Here is a 20,042-nt window from a genome sequence, read left to right as displayed (position 1 = left end):
TGTCAGAGGCTCTTGGCAGCCCGCACGCGAAATCTCACCCGCGCAAAACGAGCAGATCCCCGTAAAGATCAATGAGGCGATAAATCGCAACACGCTGTGCGCTCAGCCTCAAGACCGAAGGCTACTGCCGTGAGCCGGCTTGATCATCCCACTCTCCACTTGTCATATACACATAGGGGGTATAGTATCAAGGCAGATGGTTTTCAACAACCAGCTTTTGCCGGAATCCTTGGCTCCTCACAAAAAAGTTGGCGCGAGAGCAACAATGACCAACAAGTTCGCCCGAGAAATTGCCCGGATGCGCCGGATCGAAGGTCAGGCGCGCGGTATCATCCGGATGATGCAAGATGAGAGGTACTGTATCGACATCCTCCAGCAGCTTGCAGCAATGGAAGCAGCCTTGCGAGCGGCCAGGATGAAAGTTCTCAACATCCATGCGAAGACCTGCGTGGAAGAGGTCATAACCTCGCAAGACAAGGCGGAACAGTCCGAGAAACTGTCTGAGTTAATCGCCTTGTTCGAGAAGATGGGGCGCTGAGGCCGGCAACCCCAATTTGGCGGAGCTGCCGGCACATAGTTCGTTCACTTGGGTTGATGGCCTTGATGTTGCTGCTGCCCGCCCTCTCCTTGGTTCATCATCGAATGATTCATCTGGGAGTGGTCCATTGGTCCGGCGCCCTGCTGTTGCCCATTCATCATTTGGCAAGTCATCTTACCGTCCTTGCCCTTCATCATCATCCCCTGCATCTTCTGACCGTTGTGCATCATTTCGCACATTTTCGGCGTCTCGGGCGCCTTGTCATGAGCAAGAGCCGGCGTGACCGCGAGGCCGAACAGACCGATTGCAGCAACTATTGTCTTCATCGTCATTCTCCTTGGTATTGGGACAATTGCGGGTCCCCTCAGGGATAGCTGGCAAAGACCCGCTTTCCGGAAGGGCCGAAGGCGATGACCTGGTAAGGCTGGGTGCGCCCGCCCATTTCCATGCCCGGCGATCCGAGCGGCATTCCGGCGACCGCCAGCCCCTCGACGCCTGCGGGGCGTTCACGTAGAAGGCGTGCAATATCGGCGGCTGGCACATGGCCTTCGATGACATAGCCATCGACGATCATCGTGTGGCACGAACGAAGCTCGTCGGGGACGCCTTCGCGGTCCTTGATCGCGCCCATGTCGGCGCTGTCCTGCACCGCCACGCCAGCATGCAATCCCTCGCGGATATGTGCGGCCCAGGCCTCGCAGCAACCGCAGCTCGGATCGCGGAACATGGTATAGCTCGCAGCCTGCGCCGCACCGCTGCATGCGGCAAGGAACATGGTTCCAAGCAACGCAATCAGATCCTTACGGGACGTTCCCGGACCAAATCCCTTCATTTGTGTTCCCTTCCTTCCATCGCGTGATTGGACATGGTCGACATATCGTGGCCTGCGTGCGGATCGACTGGCTGTGGCTCGTGCGGCGCAGGTGGCTGGGTTGCTTTTGGTACTGAGCCTGCATCGTCTTCCGGCGCACCGCTGTTTCGGCCAGGTCTGGCCTCGACCTGCGTTCGCAAAGGGACGTCAGTCGCCGCCTTCTCGGACAGTTCAGGTCCGCTGGGCTGCGCACTCTGTGCGACCGCCTCATTCTCGGGCGATGCAGATTCCGAGAGCGCTGGAGCGGGCATGTCCTGCGATGCTTCCTCCGGCTTCTTATCACATCCCGCGAGCGAAAGGGCCGCTGCCGGCATCAGCCCGAAGAAAGCCGCGCGGGTCACAGTGAATTTTCGCATCGAGTTTACTCCAGACCAAGATGGTTGGGGCCGAAGACCATCTCACCGCCGAGATAACCCTGGATGACGAGGGCGACTGCAAGGATCGCAAGCGTGACGCGAAGGCCCGATCGCCGGTCCGTGCGGAATGCGAACCAGGCAGCAAGGATTGCCACCCCCACGATCGCCGAGCCGTTCCAGCGATGTAGCTCAAGCGTTTGCGACTTGTCCGAAAGCCGCCAGCCCGCAGCAAACCAGCCAAGCAATGCGGCGACCAAGGCACCTATCGCGCCACCGGCAACAAGGAACCGCACGGTCGTCTCGAGACCAAGCGCAGGCCGCAGCGCCAGAAGGATCTCGGCAAGGGTGGCCATGAGCAGCAGAGCGACAGGGAAGTGCGCCGCGATTGGATGAAGCCGTCCAAGAAAGTCCCCTGCCGACGTCAGCCGGTTCTCCGCAATCGCCGCCTCCAGCGCCTGTTCTGGCGTCTGGCGTTCGACAACACCGCTTGCGGTTGGGTGCGCCTGCGCCATGCTCTCGGGATCGTGCATCGTGTCTGCCGCCTCTTCATGCATCGCATCTGCCTCGTGCATCTCCATCTGCACCATCTCGGCATCGCTCATATCGTCCTTGTGCCCTTCGTGCGCCTGAGCGGTCGTAACCGTCGCTAATGCGAGAAAGGTGGCCAACATCGTCAATATTGCTTTCATGCACGGTCTCGTTGACTGGCTTTGTTCATTGCCATTACGCCTGCCAGAGCATCATCCCTCAAAAATATTTCGAGGGCTGCAAGGCCGCGCTGCGTATAGGAAGCGAAAGCAAAGACAACGGAGAGCCAAAGATGGATGACAATGCACTTGACAGGCTGCTGCGAAGGCTTGCGACCGAAGCGCCCATGATGGATGCGGGGCCGGAATTCCATGACAGTCTCTGGCAACGCATCGGGCAAATGACCGAGGCGCGTGAGCATCGCCGCAGGACCATCTTGGGCCTTGCGATATTTGCGATCGGCCTTGGTGCCGGCATGGGAACGCAATATCCTGTTCCCGCGCAACCTGTCAGCTACACGCTGGCGGACGGGGCTGACCTCGCGCCCTCCACACTTCTTCACGTCGCGCCATGAAGATCACGCCCTTCTACGCGGTCCTGCTGCTGCTTCTGGCGGTTGCCGCCGGTAGCCTTGGCGCTATCGCAACCAACCGTTGGCTCGCCCAAGAGGATGCGTCCCGCGGCATGCACGACTTCGTGCACAAGGAGTTGCGCCTTACATCCGCGCAGGAAGTCCGCCTCGACGCGTTGGAACGGGATTTTGCCGTCGAGCGACGTAAACTCGATCTGGCACTGCGGTCCGCTAATGCGGGACTTGCCCAGGCGATGAGCGAAGAGCATCGTTACGGTCCCAAGGTGGGTGCGGCGATTGATCAGGTCCACACAAGGATGGGAGATCTCCAGAAGGCGACCATCCGCCACGTCTTCGATATGCGAGGACTGCTCGAAGCGAACCAGCAGGCAGCATTCGACCGCGAGGTAAACAAGGCGCTAACCAGCGATCCGAAGAGTTAGACGGTCGTGTCTCCGGACGGCGACAACGAGGCTGGGCAGCTGATCGTTGCGGCGCGGGCTGGCGATCGCGGCGCCTTCGACAAGCTTGTGGCGAACCACCTTCCAAGACTGCTCGGTGTCGCCCTGCAAATCCTTGGCGAAAAATCCGATGCCGAGGACGCCGTGCAGAACGCATTAGCGTCCGCATGGCTCGCGTTGTATCGCTTCGACCTCGACAAGCCTGCCGGTCCATGGCTTGCAACGATCACGATCAACAAATGTCGCGATGCGATGCGCCGTCGGCGTTTTTCCCGCTTGCTGAGGCTGGACACGGAGGATGGTGTCGATTCCATCGCCCATCCCGAGCCCGACCAGGAACACCAGCTTGCCGTCCGGCAAGAGCTTGAAATCTTACAGCAGGAAATTGCGCGTCTGCCACTGAAGCTCAAGGAGCCATTCATCCTGGCCGTGTTCGATGGCCGCAGTCAGGACGAAGTCGCGCAGATTCTCGGCATCAGCAGAAAGGCGGTGGAAACGCGCATCTACCGCGCCCGAAACTTTCTGCGCGAAAAAATCTGAAATTTGTTGAGGGATAGCGCGTCCTGTCTCGTAACAGCCAATGACATCCAACAGCAGGTCTCGATCATGCCAACACTCAATCGACGTAAGTTTCTGTCCCATGGCACCGCTGCCGCCGGTGCTCTGGGTCTTGCTCATACGATGCCCGCCTGGGCGCGCGGCGCCACTGGTGGTACGCTGGCCCGCCGCGGAAGCGATGTGCTTTCCGGCGAACACCTTACGATGACAGTGGCGGATGCCGCATTTCAGACCGGCAGGCGGCACGGGGCGGCGGTCACCGTCAACGGGACGCTTCCGGGGCCTCTGGTGCGGCTCAAGGAAGGCCAGGACCTCGTCGTTGATCTCGTCAACAACAGCTCCGAAGGCACCTCGATCCACTGGCACGGCATGCTGGTGCCCTTCCTGATGGACGGGGTGCCGGGCGTGACCATGGCGGCGGTAAAGCCCGGCGAGACCTTCCGCTATAAATTCCCGATTCGCCAGGCTGGCACCTATTGGTGGCATGCCCATACGCTCCAGGAACCGATGGGGCATTATGGCCCGATCGTGATCGATCCGCTCGAGCCCGATCCTTTTACCTGGGACCGGGAATATGTGCTGATGCTGTCCGACTGGTCGCCGATGCGGCCCATGACGATCATGAAGAAGCTGCGGACGCAGGCGGACTATTTCAACTATCATCAGACCACCGCCACCGACGACTATCCGCTGAGCGGGGCTGAGCGGCGGATGTGGGCGAAGATGCGCATGAGCCCGACTGACATCGCCGATGTCACCGGCTCGACCTATACCTACCTGATCAACGGCCATGGGCCACAGGACGGGCTGGAACTGCCGTTCACGCCGGGTGAGCGTATTCGCCTGCGCATCATCAACGGCAGCGCGATGACGTTCTTCAACATCCGAATGCCGGGACTGCCGATGACCGTTGTCCAGGCAGACGGGCAGAATGTGCAGCCGGTCGAGACCGACGAATTCCAGATCGGCGTTGCCGAGACCTATGATGTCCTGATCACGCCGCAGGATGCACAGGCCTTCGCCTTCGTCGCCGAGTCGATCGATCGTTCCGGGATGGGCGTGGCGATGCTGACCTCGCGCCCCGGTGCCCGCGCACCCGTGCCGGCGCTGCGCAAGCCGCCGGTCCTGACCATGGCCGACATGGGCATGACGATGGGAAGCGGCGCCATGGCCGGCATGGACCACGGCGCGATGGAAGGCATGGACATGGGGAGCGACGAGTCCGGCATGAAAATGTCAGGCATGAAGATGCGCGATACTTCTCTCCTGCCTCCCGATGTGAAGGCCGGCCCTGGCCTCGACATGGTGGCGATGAACCCGGTTGACCGGATGGATTTCCCCGGACTCGGCCTCGACAATGTCGATCACCGGGTCCTGACTTATAAGCAGCTTGTCGCCGCGAAGCCCAATCCCGATCCGCGCAAGCCCACCCGGCTCAAGGAAATCCACCTGACCGCGAACATGGAACGCTACATGTGGTCGTTCGACGGCCAGAAGTTCGATGCGGTAACCGACAAGCCGATCCGCTTCGCCTTCAACGAACGGGTGCGGGTGAGGTTGGTCAACGACACCATGATGGTCCATCCCATCCATCTGCATGGCCACTTCTTCGAGCTTGTGAACGGCCATGATGGCTTTCAGCCGCTAAAGCATACGGTCAATGTGCAGCCGGGAGGCAGTGCGACCTTCGACCTTACGGCAAACGAGCCGGGAGACTGGGCATTCCATTGCCATCTCTTCTACCACATGCACCAGGGCATGTTCCAGATCGTGACGGTGCGCCCGCTTCAGGAAGGAGCCGAGCTGTGAGATATCTCCTCGCTCTCCCGCTGCTCGTCGCCAGTCCGGCCTTCGCGCAGGATCAGACGGATCACGCCGGCCATCACCCGGAAGCATCGACTCAAAAGCCCACCGATCAATCAGGCGGTGCGGCGAGCACTCCGGATGGCGCCACGTCAGACGAGACGATGAAAGGCATGGGGTCCATGGATCATTCGATGATGGATGGCTCGATGGATCACGGGACGATGGACCACATGCAGATGGGGCACGACATGGGCATGAGCCATGGCGATTCCGCCCAGACGTCCTCCGATGACATCCCCCAGTCACCACCGCCGCCCGAGGCATTTTCCGGTCCGGCCTTCGCGGCGGACCAATATGTCGGCGCGGATATCATGGCGGAGTCGCGCGCACATGTCGTGCGCGAGGTCAGCGGGCTGCCGGTCTTCTGGTCCATGGCGGACCGCGCCGAATATCGAGCGCGCCAGGGCAGGGACGGCTATCTCTGGGATGTCCAGGGCGCCTATGGCGGTCATACCGACAAATTCTGGTTCAAGAGCGAGGGCGAAGGCAATTTCGGCGAGAAGCCGGAGTCGGCTGAAATTCAAGCGCTGTGGAGCCACGCTATCGGACCGTGGTTCGATGTGCAGGCCGGTGTCCGCCAGGATCTCGTGGGGCCATCGCGAACGCATGCAGTGTTGGGGATACAGGGGCTGGTACCCTACAAATTCGAAGTGGACGCTGCGGCATTCATTTCAAACAAGGGCGATGTCACCGCGCGCATCGAAGGGGAACTGGATCAGCGGATCACCCAGCGGTTGATTCTTCAACCCAGGGCGGAAATCAGTCTGGCAGCCCAGGATATTCCTGAATTGGGCGTCGGTAGCGGCATCGATCGGGTTGAGGCCGGCCTGCGCCTGCGCTATGAATTCGCCCGCGAATTCGCACCATACATCGGCGTCGCGCAGGAATGGAAAGTCGGCCGCAGCGCCGACTATGCCCGCGCTGCCGGAGAGGACCCGAGCGTCACCAACTTCGTCGTTGGCGTGCGGTTCTGGTTCTGACCCGCACGTCGGGGACTGAACTGGTCCTGAAGCATGATGTGCTCCGGGACTGCCACAGTCTATCTTGCGCGGCCTGGTCCGGATCGTATTCCAGATCACGCGCCAGGCCGCGTCATCAGGCGAGATGTTTGTCTCGACAGACACCCTGAGAAGGAGCGAACAATTGCAGGATGCCCATTCCCAGACGCGCGAAAGGGATGGCACATACACTGACAAGAACAGGATCACCCTGAGCGGCGCGGTCGCGATGGGCACCGGCGTCATGATCGGCGCGGGCATTTTCGCATTGACCGGGCAGATCGCACAACTTGCCGGGCCGCTCTTCCCGCTCTCGTTTATCGTGGGTGCCGCCGCAACGGCGCTCGCTGCCTACAGCTACGTCAAGATGTCTAATGCCTGGCCCTCGTCGGGCGGGATCGCCATGATTCTGAACAAGGCATATGGTCCCGGGACTATCGCCGCTTCCGCCTCTCTGCTGATGGCCCTGTCGATGGTGATCAACGAAAGCCTGGTAGCCCGGACCTTCGCGACATATGCGCTGCGCCCATTCGGCCTGGAAGGTAGTGGGCCGCTGCTTTCCCTTCTGGCGCTCGGCCTGATCGTCCTGGCCTACGCCATCAACGCATCGGGCAATCGCTCCGTCAGTGCGTTCTCCCTGGTCATGTCGATCATTAAAATTGGCGGGATCGTCATTTTTGCCGTGGCAGCGATCTGGGCCAGCGGTCTCGATGCCGGCGCCTTTTCAGGTGCGGCGATTTCCGGCAGTCCCATGGATTTCGTGGCATCGGTTGCGTTTTCGATCCTTGCTTTCAAGGGTTTCACCACGATTACCAACAGCGGTGGAGAAATCGTCGATCCCCATCGCAACGTCGGTCGTACGATCATGATCGCGATCGGTATTTGCGTGGTAACCTACCTGCTTGTCGCAATCGCCGTCGGATCGAGCCTGAGCATCGATGCCATCATCGATGCCCGTGACTACTCGCTTGCTGCGGCTGCGGAGCCCGCGCTAGGCCGTATCGGTTTTTATTTTACCATTGCCATCGCCCTGGCCGCGACAACCTCCGGTGTCATCGCCAGCGTCTTTGCCGTGTCGCGGATGCTGACGATGCTGACTGAAATGAAAATGATCCCGCACAGCCACTTCGGTATGAGTGGGGGCCTGCGCAGCCACCTCCTGATCTACACAGTCGTGGTGGCCGGTGCGCTTGCGGTGCTGTTTGATCTCTCACGTATCGCCGCGCTCGGCGCATTCTTTTACCTGGTGATGGACATGTTGGTTCATTGGGGCGTTTTCCGCCACCTGCGGCGAGAGGTCGGTGCAAGGGCGACGATCCTGCTTGCCGCCCTGGTCGCCGATTTCGTCGTGCTGATCGCGTTCACGATTGCCAAGCTGCAGACCGATCCAGCCATCGTTGGATATGCGGTCGCGGGCATTGGGGCGGCATTCGCGGGAGAATTCATGTTTCTTGCACGCCGCAAGCATTCCTCGACCCATGACCATGATTCGGGTTCGGATCGCACATCGCAAAAAGGAATCTGACATATTTTAACGGCGATCATCATAGGCGTGTTCCTGTTCCTTGGGGCTCTCTGGCTGCACATTGGAATGCTGGCTCTTGCGCGCAAAACTTACACCGGCAACTCCATGCGGATGCTTAGGTCCAGTGCCGCCTACCTCATCGTCTTGATGAGTCACTTGCTTATTGCTCTCGAATTCGCGGCTGGCTTCAAGTGGAGCCATAGCCTCGGGCTCGGTGGATTTGTCCACGTACCGGGAGAGGACTGGATGGATCTCTTCTATTTTTCGCTGGTGAACATCACCACGCTTGGGCTTGGCGATATCTATCCGACCGGGCATCTGCGAGCCCTTGCAGGCATTGAATCTCTTACCGGTTTTCTGTTGATCAGTTGCACTGCACAATTCATTTTTGAAACACTTCACAATCCTTTACGTTTACGCACTGATGGCGCGCCACTGTGAAACTGGGCATGCTGATGGTCAACGTAGCCAATGTCGTGCCGTCCCCGTGAATCATTGCATCTCACAATAGGCGGCAATGTGGAATTTCCCGGCCGTGGATGCCAGCGGCGAATCGTCACCCTCATTCTTTCAGTTGTCATCTGCGGCGGACATGATGATGGGTGGGCCGTCAACACCCGGCCTTTGCCGATCTTGATACTCTCGCTCGAGGGCTAACGCCGCCTCCGACATCGAAACCACCGATGAACTTGTGCGCGGATCGTCGTGGCTTTGAACGAAGCTGCTTCGCGATGGTCCGGAAATTCCCGGCGCGATGTAACCTTGCCACGGGTTTGGCGTCCTATCGACAAGGGCAAACATCATAGGAGGACGCCATGGATTCGAGAACACGCGGCCGCACGCGCAGGGTGATTGCATTGGCAGGTCTTGCCGCACTTCTGTTTGCTCCGGCCACCAGCAACGCCGGTGTGGTCAATGGTGTCCAGAAGGCAGACGGGCTCACGATCAATCTCGGCGTGGTCCCCGCGTCTGCGGTGAAGCGGGCACATCCCCAGATGCATGGCGGCACTGCGGACAGGAGCATACACAACATGCATCTGGTCGCTGCGATTTTCGACGCCAGTGGCACGCGTGTGACCAACGCCACTGTCGTCGCTCACATTTACGAACAGGGCGGAAGGGAATGGAATGTGCCGCTTCGACCGATGACAGTGAACGGCGCTCTGACTTACGGCGGTTACACGACGTTCCCGCGCGACAGCGATTACCGTATTGGCATAATTGTACAGCGCGCTGTGCCGAAACGGCGGCATCCGGTGACGGTGCATTTCACATGGGCGCACGACTGAATCCAACTGCACGCTAGCAAAAAGCTGCGTCGTTGCGGCCAACGTCAACGATCGCCATCGCGTAACGCGAACGACATCGCCGGCAAGCTCCATGCGCCGGTCGTCTGGCAGTTAGTACCAGTGGCGCTCGAGGAATCGAAACCTGCAGCCTTAAATGTAACATCGAGCCAGACAGGGCGTCCAATCGATCGGGCCATGAATTGGAGGATGCCATGCGTTCGAAAACATGCCAATTCTCGCGGAAGTTGCTGGCAATGGCTGGCCTTGCCGGAATTCTATTTGTTCCGGGCATGAGCAATGCCGGCGTGGTCGATGGCGTCCAGACGGCAGATGGTCTCACGATCTATCTCGGCGTGGTGCCCGCAGCTGTTGTGCGCGGACATCCCGCAGATCATCCCGAGGCGCAGATGCATGGCGGCACAAGGCGCGGCCAACACATCATGCACGTTGTTGCGGCGGTGTTCGACAAGTCATCCGGAGCACGGATAACAAAGGCCAATGTCGTGGCGCACATAACCGAACCCGGCGGGATACAGCGATCAGTTCGTCTTCAGCCGATGACAGTCGACGGCGCGCTCACATTCGGCGGATACGTTACCTTCGCCCGCGGCATCGATTACCGGATTGGTATCCGCGTAGAGCGTCCTTCTCACATGCAACCATCGCAGCCGATGCAAAAACCGCATCAGATGCATCGAATTGCGCCAGTGACCGTACATTTTACGTACACGCATGACTGATCCCAACCGCCTGGAAACTCGGTAGAGGCGACAATACCGACAGCGAATGGGATCAAAATGGGATGCCTCGAGTACCGCGGCATCGGTTTTGTTCCATCCCGACAAGCCTCTGGCAAGTGTCGCCGACATTCCGGCAGACTGGCGCGTGGAGCAGGTTGCGCGCCGCGGGACGCCGCTGTTCGCGGCAAACGGTAAGGGTAGGGAAGCAATGGAGACAGCCGGTCTTGCCGTTGCAGGTTCACTTGCCGATCTCTTCAGGACGGCTGATGCAATTGTGGATTGCATATCAGGGCGGCGATGAGCCGCGAATGCCGAATTTGATCGACGCTTGGGCGAGCTTTTCGCCGTCCAGGATGCTGAGAGGCATGAGGTTGCCGGCCACGCCCGTGTCGCCGATGCTATCAATGCAGGGGAGCTCGGCCAAGGACGCTTGCGAAAGCGAGTGTGAGCTAAGTTCATTGACTCCTTCCAGGCAAATGACACAATTATGCTTAGCTTCATCCCCCCGAACCTCTCGCGGGGCGGAGGAGGAGATCGGCGCGATCATTTGGGGAACAGCGGCACAGCGCATCTTCGGACGTTCGACGTTCTCAAACGATCGGGCCAAGGCGGCATCGGTTGAACTTGTGATCATGGTTTTACTGCGCGCAGTTCCTCAAACCATCCCAACCGGTGCATGAAACGCTTCTCGCCTTCCAACAACAGCAGCATCATCGCGGCAGAAAAAAGGATCAGCGCAAATTCCGATATCGAAAGCGGCCGGCTGGCAAAGATACGGTTCATCAACGGCAGGTAGGTGAAGATCAACTGTGCCGAAACCACCGCGCCCACCGCCAACAACACCGGCTTCGTGCCGAGCGCTCCTTCCAAGGTGGCCGGACCGGCACGGAGATGGCGGACGCTAAAGAGGTAGAAGATCCCGGCCCCCACGAGCATATTGACCACTATCGTGCGCGCGGTCTCAACGCTGCGCCCTGTATCCAGCGCCGCGAAAAAGATGCCAAGCGACATAGCCGCAAAGAGAATCGAAACCAGAAGCACTCGCCACAGCATGAAGGCGGACAGAAGAGCCGCTTTCGCGTTTCGCGGCGGTCGCTCCATCACCCCGCGTTCAGACGGCTCGAAGGCCAGCGCGAGGCCTAGCGCGCTGTCGGTGACGAGATTGATCCACAAAATCTGCGTCGCTGTCATCGGCAGGGTGAAGCCCATCAGAATCGCAAGGAGCACTATAACGGCCTCACCGCCGTTGGTCGGCAAAGTCCAGGCGATCACCTTGCGGATGTTATCATATACCGTGCGCCCCTCGTGAACCGCAGAGACGATGGAGGCAAAATTGTCATCTAGCAGCACCATTTTCGCGGCTTCCCTGGAAGCTTCGCTGCCCTTTTGGCCCATGGCTGTGCCAACATCAGCCTGCTTGAGCGAAGGGGCATCGTTGACCCCGTCGCCGGTCATGGCGACGATGTGGCCTCGCGCCTGCAATGCCTTGACGATGCGCAGCTTGTGCTCAGGGCTGGCCCTGGCGAATACCGATGTCTCCTCGACAGCGTTGAGCAAATCCTCCTCGTCGAGCTGATCGATTTCGGTGCCGGTCATCGCTCTGGGTTGATCGGCGAGCCGAATCAGTCTGGCGATCGCCAACGCCGTCGCGGCATGGTCGCCGGTGATCATCTTGATCCCTATCCCCGCCCGCCTGCACTGGGCTACCGCGTCGTAGGCTTCCGGGCGAGGCGGGTCGATGAAGCCAGCCAGGCCAAGCGGTTCGATGCCGGTCTTCAGTAAATCGGGGTCGAGCGCCTTCACCGAATAGTCCACTCGCTTCGTCGCGAAACCGAGAAGCCGCTCGCCAGCCGCCGCCGCAGCAGAAATAAGCTCTGCCCATTGTTTGCTCACTGCCGGATTGCCGATCATGTGCAGCACGACTTCGGGAGCGCCCTTGATAAACACGACATGCCCTCCCTCTGGTGACCGGTGTAAGGTCGCCATGTATCGGTGCGTCGCATCGAAAGGGATCTCGTCGAGGCGCGGCCATTCGCGGCGCTCGTGCGATGGGTCGAGGCCGGCTTTCATTGCGAAGGCGATAAGCGCACCCTCCATCGGGTCCCCCTCGACTGACCAGCCATTTTCACCTTGTTCGAGCCGTGCATCGCCGCACAACAGACCACACAAGGCAAGCTCGCGGATCGCAATACGGGTTCCATCGGGACCGCCCTGCGCGCCGGTGAGATCTCCTTCTGGCGCATAGCCGGAGCCACCGACCAGCACTTGTGCGTTCCCGGCAAAGACGTGGCGGACCATCATCTCGTTGCGGGTGAGTGTGCCTGTTTTGTCGGTGCAAATGACTGATACGGCGCCAAGCGTCTCCACTGCCGGTAGCTTGCGAATGAGCGCGTGACGCACTGCCATCCGGCGCACGCCGATAGCAAGGGTGATTGTGATCACCGCCGGCAAGCCTTCCGGAATCAGGCCAACGGCAAGTGCCACTACCATTATGAGTGCCTCGCTCCATTCGAACTGCCGCCCCCATACGAGGAATGCGAATAGCAGGATCGAGCCAACCAGCATCACTCGGGTGAAACGGTTGGCGAAGCGGTTGATCTGCCGAAGCAAGGGAGTGGAAAGTTCAGTCACCTCCTGGAGCATCCCGCCGATCTTTCCGATCTCAGTCGCCTGACCCGTGGCGGTTACAACCACTGTCGCTTGGCCGGTCTTGACGAGAGTTCCTGAAAAAACCATGCTGGTGCGGTCGCCTAGCGCGGACTTCGCCGCCACCGCTGTCGAACTCTTGTCCGCAGTCAGTGATTCCCCGGTCAGCAGCGCTTCGTCCACGGACATGGCGCGGGAACGCACGATCCGCGCGTCAGCCGGCACCTTCTGCCCTGCCTCCAACAGTACGATATCGCCGGGCACAAGCTCAGCCACTGGTACACTGGTCCGTTGTCCATCCCGTTTCACTATTGCCTGGTGCGAGATGAGATGTCCGATGGCGCGCAGGGCCTGCTCGGCCTTGCCTTCCTGGACAAAGCCCACGATCGCATTGACCATGACGACCGATGCGATCACTGCCCCATCGATGACGTGCCCGAGCATGAAAGAGGCCAGGGCCGCAGCTCCAAGGAAATAAATGAGGCCGCTATTGAATTGCGCCAGGAAGCGGCGCATTGGGCCGGTCCGCGCGGGCTCGGGAAGGCTGTTGGGTCCCCAATCCTCAAGGCGGCGCTGGGCTTCAGCGCTACTGATCCCGTCGATGCGGCTCTCGGCGCGGGCCAGGCTTTGATCTGGGGAAAGTGCGTGCCAGTCAGTCGCTTCGAGATCCGTTTGTGAATTACCGGCGATGTCCACTTTTGCTCCCATCAATGCCCGTACAGGTAGATCACGTAGGAACTCAGCAGATAGACGGCGAGGAGCAACAGGCTTATCCAACCGAAGAGACCGAAAAACCGGTTACCGGGCCTGTAAAGCAGACCAACGATGCACAATCCCGCCATGATCGATGCAGCAAAGGCCGTCACCGCATGGGTCGGTGAGACGACGGCGAAGAATGAACCCTGCGTGTAGGCGATGTCGTCAAGGGCGATGACCAGTATCGCAAAGAGATTGCTACCGAGCAGATTGCCTATCGCCATATCGGCCGAGCCCATCCGCAACGCGCTGAGGGTAACGATCAGCTCAGGTAGCGATGTGGCCCCCGCCACGAGCAGAGTGCCGACAAAACTGGTTTTCCAGCCCATCACTTGTGCAATCTCGAGCCCGACGAAGGGAAGCCATGCTCCCGCTCCGCCGATGACCGCGGCAGACAAGATGTAACGAACGAGTGCGCGCTTCAGCGAGCTGCCCTCTTTTTCATCATCGTCCAGCACGGATGTGACCCGCTCGGGGCGACGCTCATAAAAAAAGGCTGCACGCATCGCCACGACGTAGAGCACCACAAGAAGCGGTGAATATACGCTGACGTGGGCAATTCGGAAATTGAGGTCGCTACGGGCTATCAACACCAGCACGCCAACAAAACTGATCAGAATGATCCCGAAGCTGGCGGTTAGGATATGGCCCTGGTCGATACGCCGCCAGACTGGCGTATCGCGTGACAGGGTGTCGAGCACCGCCACCATGACCAGATTGAATATGCAGCTTCCCAAGGCGTCGCCCATGGCAATGTTCGGCGCATCGGCTACAGTGACCGCGCTGATACCGGTGAACAATTCCGGTAGCGACGTTGCTGTCGCCAGCATGATCAGCCCGACCCAGGAGGCCGACATCCCGGTAAGTCGCGCGATTGCCTGACCGCTGCGTGTCAGCACCGGTCCGGCCAATCCGATCGCGACGACGCAGAGACCGAACTGAAGCCATGGGAAAACGAGTTGCATCGGCAAGTTACGATCGCAAAGATGGCGTCTCGTCATGCTTCGCTACGAGCGCGAACAAACGATCGATATCTTCGGGAAAGGCAAGATCTGTGCCCGGGGTCAGCACGGCTGCAGAGCCGGCGGCCATGCCGTAGCGGAAAGCTTGGATTGGCTCGGAGCCGACAGTTAGCGCGTAAACCATGGCGGCAAGGAAACTGTCGCCAGCGCCAACCGCGCTTTTCGCCTCGATCGGCAACGCGGGCAAGTGCAAGACTCCCTTCTGCCACGCCAGCAAGGCGCCCCTGTGACCCATGGTAACCGCAACAAACTCGGCCTGCCCCTTGTCGACGATGGCCTTGGCCGCCTCACCGATTTCCTCGACGGATTCAAGGTCACGACCGACGAACTGGCGCAATTCACCCAGACTCGGCTTGACGAGTAAAAAACCGCCCCCTGCCAGCCCGTCTTTCAATGCATCGCCAGAGGTGTCGAGTATTGTCCGAATTCCCCGCTTTTGCATGATCCTGACCACACGGGCATAGAAATCGGAAGGTACGCCGGGCGGCAGCGACCCGCTTGCCACAAGATGACTGCAATCCGCTTCGGCAAGCCGGTTGAGGCAGTCCTGCCATTCTTCCGCTGCCACCGGTGGTCCCGGCGGCGTGAAACGGTATTCCTTGCCGCTTTCGCGTTCCAGCACTGCAGCGGCGATTCGCGTGTCATGTTCGATCGGAATGCGCGTGCGCACCAGCTGGTGCATATCGACGAGACCGTCGAGTGCCGCGCTGGTCGCGCCGCCTGACAGATAGTAGCAACGTGCGGTGCCGCCCAGACGGCAGAAGACCCGCGCCACGTTGATGCCGCCGCCGCCCGGAGCATAGCGTTCGTTGCGGGTGCGCATCTTGCGCGTGTGAAAAACGCTATCAACCTCGTAGGAGACATCGATGGTCGGGTTCATTGTCAGGGTGGCTATCGTTTTCATGGAAATGTCCGTTCCGTCGTATGTGTGCAAGGTTGAAGGCACGCGGTGATCCTTCGCCAAATCATGCGCAATCGACGTTCCGGAACAGCTTGGCCGAACCTGGCGTCGCTACCCACCCATCGCCCGGCAAATCGCCAAGCGTCCGAACAGTCCGCTGCCTCGCCCGCCAATTGGTAATCAACACCCGCGATGCCGGCGGCGAGCTCGCCCGGCACCATCTTCACCTCCAATCGGAATTCCCTGTACCTTGTTGGCGTAATTTTGCGGCGCGGCCTCGAAACGGTCGCGGTTCTCCTTCGACGCGAAATAATAGGCTCTTCCCTGATAGACCGATGTGATCGCGTCAGCTGTGCGGATCGCAGCTCCGCTCACCGGGTCCACCACGGTCTCGGGGGGCTGTTGCGGCCAGGGTACGTCCCTGCGATCCGCATCATTGGAGTGGCGATGGTGATGGTGCCCATGATTGCCTCCGAGATCGAAGCCGCCATGTCCATGTCCGCTCTGCCCAAAGCCGCCGTGCCGGTTAACTCGCCGCAAGAGGAAGAAAGCTGCAACTGCAATGGCGATGAGGATCCAGGTCCAATTCTGCGTCAGCTCTTGCATCTCGAATCCTCCACACTCGCTTTTGGACCGGACGCTCGTGGAACGCCTATCCCGTACCTGTGAGGCGCACCCCACCAGTCACGCGATCCGCTTCCAGCGTCGCAATGGCTCGATGGCCTCCAGCGAAGAGACGCTGGCGGGCTTGTCTCGTTACAGTCGTGAGGCCGGTCTGGGCGAATTTTGCTCCGCCTGCCAAACAGGCGCGTTACTGGGATGCTGGCTTCAGATCCCGAAGCCTTCCTGCGGCGCTGGAACTCATGACTGCAGAGAGGACGAGCAGAGTTGCGGCAAGCACGAACGGTGCGCCTGTCACCAAGTCGGTGTTGTACGTCAGCCCGACGATGGCTGACCCGATCCCTTGGCCGAGGCTGGCTGCCGCGACCTGTGACCCAAGATTCGTACCCTGCTGCGGTCCAGCGGCCAAGGACACCCAATAGGTGAAGACGGGAACCAGAACGCCGCCGCTCGCCGCCACCAAGCCGACCACCACCGAGAGCGCAAGTAACCCGTTCGACCAGGGCAAGATGAGCACGCCCACGCCCATGATGGCAAGGCCGGGCGCAATCGTTCGCCAGGTCGCGGTCGCCTTGAACCAAGGCGAGAATACGACTGCCTGCGCAATGAACATGACGAGGCTGCATTCTGCAAACAGCACCGCCAGTTGCGTTGCGCCCATCCCCAACACACCATCGCTGCGCAGCGCCAAGCCGACCTCGAAGACACCGACAGCGACACCCAAGACGAGTGAAAGGGCGAGAAGGAAGAGAACCGCTCTTCGCCTGGCAGCATCCTGAGCAGCGGGGCGCAGTTTCGCGGAAGGCAGGTGGAGGGGAAGCAGCAGGAGGGAGCCAATCGCGGTGATGATTGCAAGTGCCGCCGTTGCGGCAAAGGCCAATTGCGCTCCAGAGCGCGCTGCTGCAGCGGCCCCTGCGGCCGGCCCCAGAAATAAACCGGCCGTCGCTGCCATGCCGAGCCAGGCAAGCCGTCGCGCCCGCCACTCTTCGTTCGGGGCGCTGTCGCCAACCACGGCCGATGCTACAGGACTGATCGCAGCAGCGAACAGTCCTGACAGCAGCCGCTCGCCATAAAGGCCGGCAATACCTCCGAGCGAGGCGACGCCAAGCAGGCTGACACCATAGCCAAACAGTCCAGCGGCGATCACCGTCCGTCGGCCGTGCCGATCCGAAAGCCAGCCCCACATCGGTGCAAACAGGAAGAGCGCCAGAGTGTAAAGCGAGGATGCCAAACCTGTGTGTCGGGCTATAGCCTCCGCACTCAGGCTGGCATCTGCCGCCAGGATAAATGAAGGCAGAACGGGAAGCACGACACTGTAGCCGAACCAGACGACAAAGACCGCAAGCAGCAGCGAGGCGAGCGCCAGCGGGCTGAGTGCTCGCGCGGGCATCATCTGGCGGTAAACGGCTCAGGCGTCATTCCGAATCCTCCGGCGATGAACAGCGACTCTGGCGCCGGCATGCCGGTCAGCCGGTCCTCGTAGCGCTTCAAAGCTCGACGACCTTGTCAGGCAGCTCGTTGGGGTTCTCCGCACTAGGCGGAAAATGTGTTGCAAGCAGCGTCCCAACGCGTTCAACGGCTTCGACCAGGCCTGTTGCGATCTCGTTGCGCTTGATGCCGGCGACTATGGCGGCAACTGCATCGGCCCAGGCCTCTGGCGGAACTCTCGTGTAGATTCCCTCATCGGCTATCACCTCGGCCTGCCGGTCGCTGAGCGAGACGAATATGAGCACGCCGGTACGCCTGGCGGTCCGGCGCAAGCCCCTGGCTCGGAATTGCTCGAGCGCCGAGCGATGGACATGCTGGCGCCGGATGCGCCGAGGCGTGAGAAACCGAGAAACCGGCGGGACAAGCGTGAGAGCATAAGTCAGAATGAATAACGCGATAGGCAGAACGGTGTATCCAAGCCCGAAACGGTGATAGGCGATCGTTGTTGCATCCTCCCAATGACCTGGCTGCCAACCAGGGGGCATCATCATCCCGATATCGATGCCTGTTAGCCACAGAAGATAGGGTGCAAGCAGGGCAATAGCGGCAGCCCAGGCGAGCGCTACCTGCGGATAGTAGCTGTCGGCCTCGCTTAAGACGCACAGGATTTCACCGGAGGTGCTGGTTTCCGCGCGGCGAATAGCGTCCGCGACCTTCTGGTGCTCGGCATCGCTTAATATCATCTCACCAGCCTCCAGACGCGCCGCCGCCGCCAAATGAGCCGCCGCGACCGCGGAAACCTCCGCGAGAGCCGCCACGGCCGCGCCCTCCCAGACCTGGTCCCCAAAGAATCGTTGGCAGGCCCGATCCATGCCGGTGCCGGCGGCCATGGCCATGGCCGCCGAACGCCATCAGCGCCCAGATGCCGAAAATCAGCAGCGGGAAGAGGGATGCGGGTCCGACCTCAGTGTCGCTCTGCGACCGCTCCGTCGCTTGGTCAGCGGCCTTGGCCTGGGCTCGTGCGTCGCTGTCTGACAGGGTCAGCTGACGGATCAGCGCATCGGTTCCAGCCTCTATGCCCCCGCCGATATCACCTCGCTTGAATCTGGGCACGATCGTCTGGGTGATGATCAGCGAGGACATCCCGTCGGTCAGAATTCCTTCAAGACCGTAGCCGACCTCGATTCGAACCTTGCGCTGGCCCGGGGCGACGATGAGCAGCGCCCCATCGTTGCGCTGTTTGTCACCCAGACCCCAGGCGCGACCGAGTTGATAGCCGTAGTCCGATATCTCATATCCCTGGAGGTCCGGGATGGTGGCCACGACCAGCTGGCGGCCGGACTTCTTTTCGAGCGCTTCGAGCTTTTGCGTCAGCCGCGTCTCGATATCGGGCGGGACGATGTTGGCCGCATCGACTACCCGGCCGGTCAGTGGCGGAAAGTTCGGCGCGGCCAGCGCGGGCATGACGAGGACCGCCAGCACGAGGAGGAGCCCGGCAACAAAGGCTAGGACGGGGTAAACAAGCCTCATTGGACTGCGCCGCACTCAGAGCTTGCCTTCGAGGCTTGGCGCGACCTCGGAGCCGGGCGTCACCGCCTGATAAGGCACCATCGGCTTGGCACCCCGAATCGCGCCGCCAATCATCTCGGGGAAGGTGCGCACGCGCGTGTTGTAGTCCTGGACCGCGCCATTGTAGTCTCGGATAGCCACACGGATACGGTTTTCCTGGCCTTCCAACTGGCTCTGCAACATCTGGTAGTTGGCAATGCTCTTGAGTTCGGGGTAGCGCTCGACATTGACGAGCAGCCGACCGAAGCCCGCAAGCGAATTCGACAATTGGTTCTGTGCCGCCTGGAATTGTGCCATCTTGGCGGGGTCAGAGAGCTCATTGGCATTGAGCTGGATGCTGGTCGCCTTGGCGCGAGCTTCGATCACGCCGGTGAGGATGCCTTTCTCCTGCTCGGCCGCGCCCTTGGCGACGACGGCGAGATTCGGAACCAGGTTGGTTCGCTCCTGGAACGCAGCCTGGACGTCGGCCCACTTCGCCTTTGCGTTCTCTTGCGCCGTCGGTACAGAATTGATACCGCAGCCGGCAAGCGCGAACGCAGCAATGGTAGCAATTGCCCAGTTACGGGCGGATTTGGGCCAACTGATCATCTCTGCCTCTCTTTCGAGCTGGTTTGAGTTCCCATTCGCACGGTGGTCAGCATTCGACGCAGTCGAGAACGCTTTATTACAGCTCCGGCTGGTCGAGCGGTGGAACGAGACGCGGGAAGGCATCCGGTCAGTCGCCAGTCGCCACAGCGTCGAGGTCAGATTGAGCGAGTCAGAGCCGATTTCAGCCCCGGGAAAGGTCTGGCCGCAACG

General features: G+C 60.5%; 23 protein-coding genes. 10 read left to right on the top strand and 13 right to left on the bottom strand.

Annotated features, from left to right (window positions below; genetic code table 11):
- Positions 1-196: 196 nt before the first annotated feature.
- A complete protein-coding gene (locus B2G71_RS11400; RefSeq protein WP_240530120.1) occupies positions 197-538 on the top strand; it encodes a metal-sensitive transcriptional regulator in 342 nt (113 codons plus the stop codon).
- A 44-nt stretch (positions 539-582) separates the two neighbouring features.
- On the opposite strand, the gene B2G71_RS11395 is transcribed toward B2G71_RS11400, so the two are convergent.
- The 4 genes from B2G71_RS11395 to B2G71_RS11385 are packed head-to-tail and all read right to left on the bottom strand — an operon-like array spanning position 583 to position 2,454.
- Positions 583-864, bottom strand: coding sequence for a hypothetical protein (locus tag B2G71_RS11395; RefSeq protein WP_141521557.1), 282 nt, complete (start codon positions 862-864; stop codon positions 583-585).
- Between the two features lie 38 nt (positions 865-902).
- Positions 903-1,313, bottom strand: a complete 411-nt coding sequence (locus tag B2G71_RS11390; protein ID WP_240530131.1) for a DUF411 domain-containing protein — start codon at positions 1,311-1,313, stop codon at positions 903-905.
- Positions 1,314-1,366: 53 nt separating this feature from the next.
- Entirely contained in the window at positions 1,367-1,765 is a 399-nt protein-coding gene (locus tag B2G71_RS23750) for a hypothetical protein (RefSeq protein WP_141521556.1), read from the bottom strand.
- A gap of 5 nt (positions 1,766-1,770) precedes the next feature.
- On the bottom strand, positions 1,771-2,454 hold the full coding sequence (locus tag B2G71_RS11385; RefSeq protein WP_141521555.1) for a DUF2231 domain-containing protein: 684 nt from the start codon (positions 2,452-2,454) through the stop codon (positions 1,771-1,773).
- Between the two features lie 11 nt (positions 2,455-2,465).
- Between B2G71_RS11385 and B2G71_RS11380 the strand changes: the two genes are divergently transcribed.
- The 9 genes from B2G71_RS11380 to B2G71_RS23745 all read left to right on the top strand — a co-directional run bounded on the left by B2G71_RS11380 (position 2,466) and on the right by B2G71_RS23745 (position 10,301).
- Positions 2,466-2,867 carry a hypothetical protein gene (locus tag B2G71_RS11380; RefSeq protein ID WP_098105895.1) on the top strand — a complete coding sequence of 134 codons (402 nt, stop codon included), beginning with the start codon at positions 2,466-2,468 and terminating at the stop codon, positions 2,865-2,867.
- A complete protein-coding gene (locus B2G71_RS11375; protein WP_098105894.1) occupies positions 2,864-3,307 on the top strand; it encodes a periplasmic heavy metal sensor in 444 nt (147 codons plus the stop codon). Before B2G71_RS11380 ends, B2G71_RS11375 begins: the two co-directional genes overlap by 4 nt.
- A 6-nt stretch (positions 3,308-3,313) precedes the next feature.
- Entirely contained in the window at positions 3,314-3,865 is a 552-nt protein-coding gene (locus tag B2G71_RS11370) for an RNA polymerase sigma factor (RefSeq protein ID WP_098105893.1), read from the top strand.
- Positions 3,866-3,931: 66 nt separating this feature from the next.
- Positions 3,932-5,692: a copper resistance system multicopper oxidase gene (locus B2G71_RS11365; RefSeq protein WP_098105892.1), complete on the top strand. Its 1,761-nt coding sequence runs from the start codon at positions 3,932-3,934 to the stop codon at positions 5,690-5,692.
- On the top strand, positions 5,689-6,729 hold the full coding sequence (locus tag B2G71_RS11360) for a copper resistance protein B (RefSeq protein ID WP_168176341.1): 1,041 nt from the start codon (positions 5,689-5,691) through the stop codon (positions 6,727-6,729). The genes B2G71_RS11365 and B2G71_RS11360 overlap by 4 nt, the downstream gene beginning before the upstream one ends.
- A gap of 163 nt (positions 6,730-6,892) precedes the next feature.
- Positions 6,893-8,272 (top strand): APC family permease, encoded by a 1,380-nt coding sequence (locus B2G71_RS11355; protein ID WP_276306916.1) that lies wholly within the window; start codon positions 6,893-6,895, stop codon positions 8,270-8,272.
- 27 nt (positions 8,273-8,299) lie between these two features.
- A complete protein-coding gene (locus tag B2G71_RS11350; protein ID WP_240530119.1) occupies positions 8,300-8,713 on the top strand; it encodes a potassium channel family protein in 414 nt (137 codons plus the stop codon).
- A 374-nt stretch (positions 8,714-9,087) separates the two neighbouring features.
- On the top strand, positions 9,088-9,561 hold the full coding sequence (locus B2G71_RS11345) for a hypothetical protein (protein ID WP_141521554.1): 474 nt from the start codon (positions 9,088-9,090) through the stop codon (positions 9,559-9,561).
- 254 nt (positions 9,562-9,815) lie between these two features.
- Positions 9,816-10,301 (top strand): hypothetical protein, encoded by a 486-nt coding sequence (locus B2G71_RS23745; RefSeq protein WP_141521553.1) that lies wholly within the window; start codon positions 9,816-9,818, stop codon positions 10,299-10,301.
- Positions 10,302-10,587: 286 nt separating this feature from the next.
- Here the strand turns inward: B2G71_RS23745 and B2G71_RS24100 are convergent, their stop codons facing one another.
- From B2G71_RS24100 to B2G71_RS11300, 9 genes are all read right to left on the bottom strand, one after another.
- On the bottom strand, positions 10,588-10,725 hold the full coding sequence (locus tag B2G71_RS24100) for a hypothetical protein (RefSeq protein ID WP_168176340.1): 138 nt from the start codon (positions 10,723-10,725) through the stop codon (positions 10,588-10,590).
- Between the two features lie 206 nt (positions 10,726-10,931).
- Positions 10,932-13,643 (bottom strand): HAD-IC family P-type ATPase, encoded by a 2,712-nt coding sequence (locus B2G71_RS11335; RefSeq protein ID WP_240530118.1) that lies wholly within the window; start codon positions 13,641-13,643, stop codon positions 10,932-10,934.
- 11 nt (positions 13,644-13,654) lie between these two features.
- Positions 13,655-14,668 carry a cation transporter gene (locus B2G71_RS11330; RefSeq protein WP_098105887.1) on the bottom strand — a complete coding sequence of 338 codons (1,014 nt, stop codon included), beginning with the start codon at positions 14,666-14,668 and terminating at the stop codon, positions 13,655-13,657.
- 7 nt (positions 14,669-14,675) lie between these two features.
- On the bottom strand, positions 14,676-15,629 hold the full coding sequence (locus B2G71_RS11325; RefSeq protein WP_098105886.1) for a 1-phosphofructokinase family hexose kinase: 954 nt from the start codon (positions 15,627-15,629) through the stop codon (positions 14,676-14,678).
- A gap of 177 nt (positions 15,630-15,806) precedes the next feature.
- On the bottom strand, positions 15,807-16,232 hold the full coding sequence (locus tag B2G71_RS11320) for a YHS domain-containing protein (RefSeq protein ID WP_098105885.1): 426 nt from the start codon (positions 16,230-16,232) through the stop codon (positions 15,807-15,809).
- A 205-nt stretch (positions 16,233-16,437) separates the two neighbouring features.
- A complete protein-coding gene (locus tag B2G71_RS11315) occupies positions 16,438-17,640 on the bottom strand; it encodes an MFS transporter (protein WP_098105884.1) in 1,203 nt (400 codons plus the stop codon).
- 94 nt (positions 17,641-17,734) lie between these two features.
- Positions 17,735-18,418, bottom strand: coding sequence for a TPM domain-containing protein (locus B2G71_RS11310; RefSeq protein WP_141521552.1), 684 nt, complete (start codon positions 18,416-18,418; stop codon positions 17,735-17,737).
- Between the two features lies 1 nt (position 18,419).
- Positions 18,420-19,205 (bottom strand): TPM domain-containing protein, encoded by a 786-nt coding sequence (locus tag B2G71_RS11305; protein ID WP_098105882.1) that lies wholly within the window; start codon positions 19,203-19,205, stop codon positions 18,420-18,422.
- Between the two features lie 15 nt (positions 19,206-19,220).
- Complete coding sequence (locus B2G71_RS11300) at positions 19,221-19,832, bottom strand: LemA family protein (protein WP_098105881.1); 612 nt, start codon at positions 19,830-19,832, stop codon at positions 19,221-19,223.
- Positions 19,833-20,042: the final 210 nt, after the last annotated feature.

The sequence above is a fragment of the Novosphingobium sp. PC22D genome, from assembly GCF_002556635.1.
In the GTDB taxonomy this organism is placed as follows: Bacteria; Pseudomonadota; Alphaproteobacteria; order Sphingomonadales; family Sphingomonadaceae; genus Novosphingobium.
Note: the sequence above shows the minus strand (reverse complement) of the source record. Positions and strands in the feature narration are given on the sequence as shown.

What these genes read in the sequence shown, in the direction of transcription:
- B2G71_RS11325 (WP_098105886.1), bottom strand. Translation starts at nt 15,629, where the DNA reads ATGAAAACGATAGCCACCCTGACAATGAACCCGACCATCGATGTCTCC.
- B2G71_RS11300 (WP_098105881.1), bottom strand. Translation starts at nt 19,832, where the DNA reads ATGATCAGTTGGCCCAAATCCGCCCGTAACTGGGCAATTGCTACCATT.
- B2G71_RS11330 (WP_098105887.1), bottom strand. Translation starts at nt 14,668, where the DNA reads ATGCAACTCGTTTTCCCATGGCTTCAGTTCGGTCTCTGCGTCGTCGCG.
- B2G71_RS11310 (WP_141521552.1), bottom strand. Translation starts at nt 18,418, where the DNA reads ATGATATTAAGCGATGCCGAGCACCAGAAGGTCGCGGACGCTATTCGC.
- B2G71_RS11345 (WP_141521554.1), top strand. Translation starts at nt 9,088, where the DNA reads ATGGATTCGAGAACACGCGGCCGCACGCGCAGGGTGATTGCATTGGCA.
- B2G71_RS11390 (WP_240530131.1), bottom strand. Translation starts at nt 1,313, where the DNA reads ATGTTCCTTGCCGCATGCAGCGGTGCGGCGCAGGCTGCGAGCTATACC.
- B2G71_RS11320 (WP_098105885.1), bottom strand. Translation starts at nt 16,232, where the DNA reads ATGCAAGAGCTGACGCAGAATTGGACCTGGATCCTCATCGCCATTGCA.
- B2G71_RS11365 (WP_098105892.1), top strand. Translation starts at nt 3,932, where the DNA reads ATGCCAACACTCAATCGACGTAAGTTTCTGTCCCATGGCACCGCTGCC.
- B2G71_RS11375 (WP_098105894.1), top strand. Translation starts at nt 2,864, where the DNA reads ATGAAGATCACGCCCTTCTACGCGGTCCTGCTGCTGCTTCTGGCGGTT.
- B2G71_RS11400 (WP_240530120.1), top strand. Translation starts at nt 197, where the DNA reads ATGGTTTTCAACAACCAGCTTTTGCCGGAATCCTTGGCTCCTCACAAA.
- B2G71_RS23745 (WP_141521553.1), top strand. Translation starts at nt 9,816, where the DNA reads ATGGCTGGCCTTGCCGGAATTCTATTTGTTCCGGGCATGAGCAATGCC.
- B2G71_RS11315 (WP_098105884.1), bottom strand. Translation starts at nt 17,640, where the DNA reads ATGATGCCCGCGCGAGCACTCAGCCCGCTGGCGCTCGCCTCGCTGCTG.
- B2G71_RS11395 (WP_141521557.1), bottom strand. Translation starts at nt 864, where the DNA reads ATGAAGACAATAGTTGCTGCAATCGGTCTGTTCGGCCTCGCGGTCACG.
- B2G71_RS11305 (WP_098105882.1), bottom strand. Translation starts at nt 19,205, where the DNA reads ATGAGGCTTGTTTACCCCGTCCTAGCCTTTGTTGCCGGGCTCCTCCTC.
- B2G71_RS23750 (WP_141521556.1), bottom strand. Translation starts at nt 1,765, where the DNA reads ATGCGAAAATTCACTGTGACCCGCGCGGCTTTCTTCGGGCTGATGCCG.
- B2G71_RS11385 (WP_141521555.1), bottom strand. Translation starts at nt 2,454, where the DNA reads ATGAAAGCAATATTGACGATGTTGGCCACCTTTCTCGCATTAGCGACG.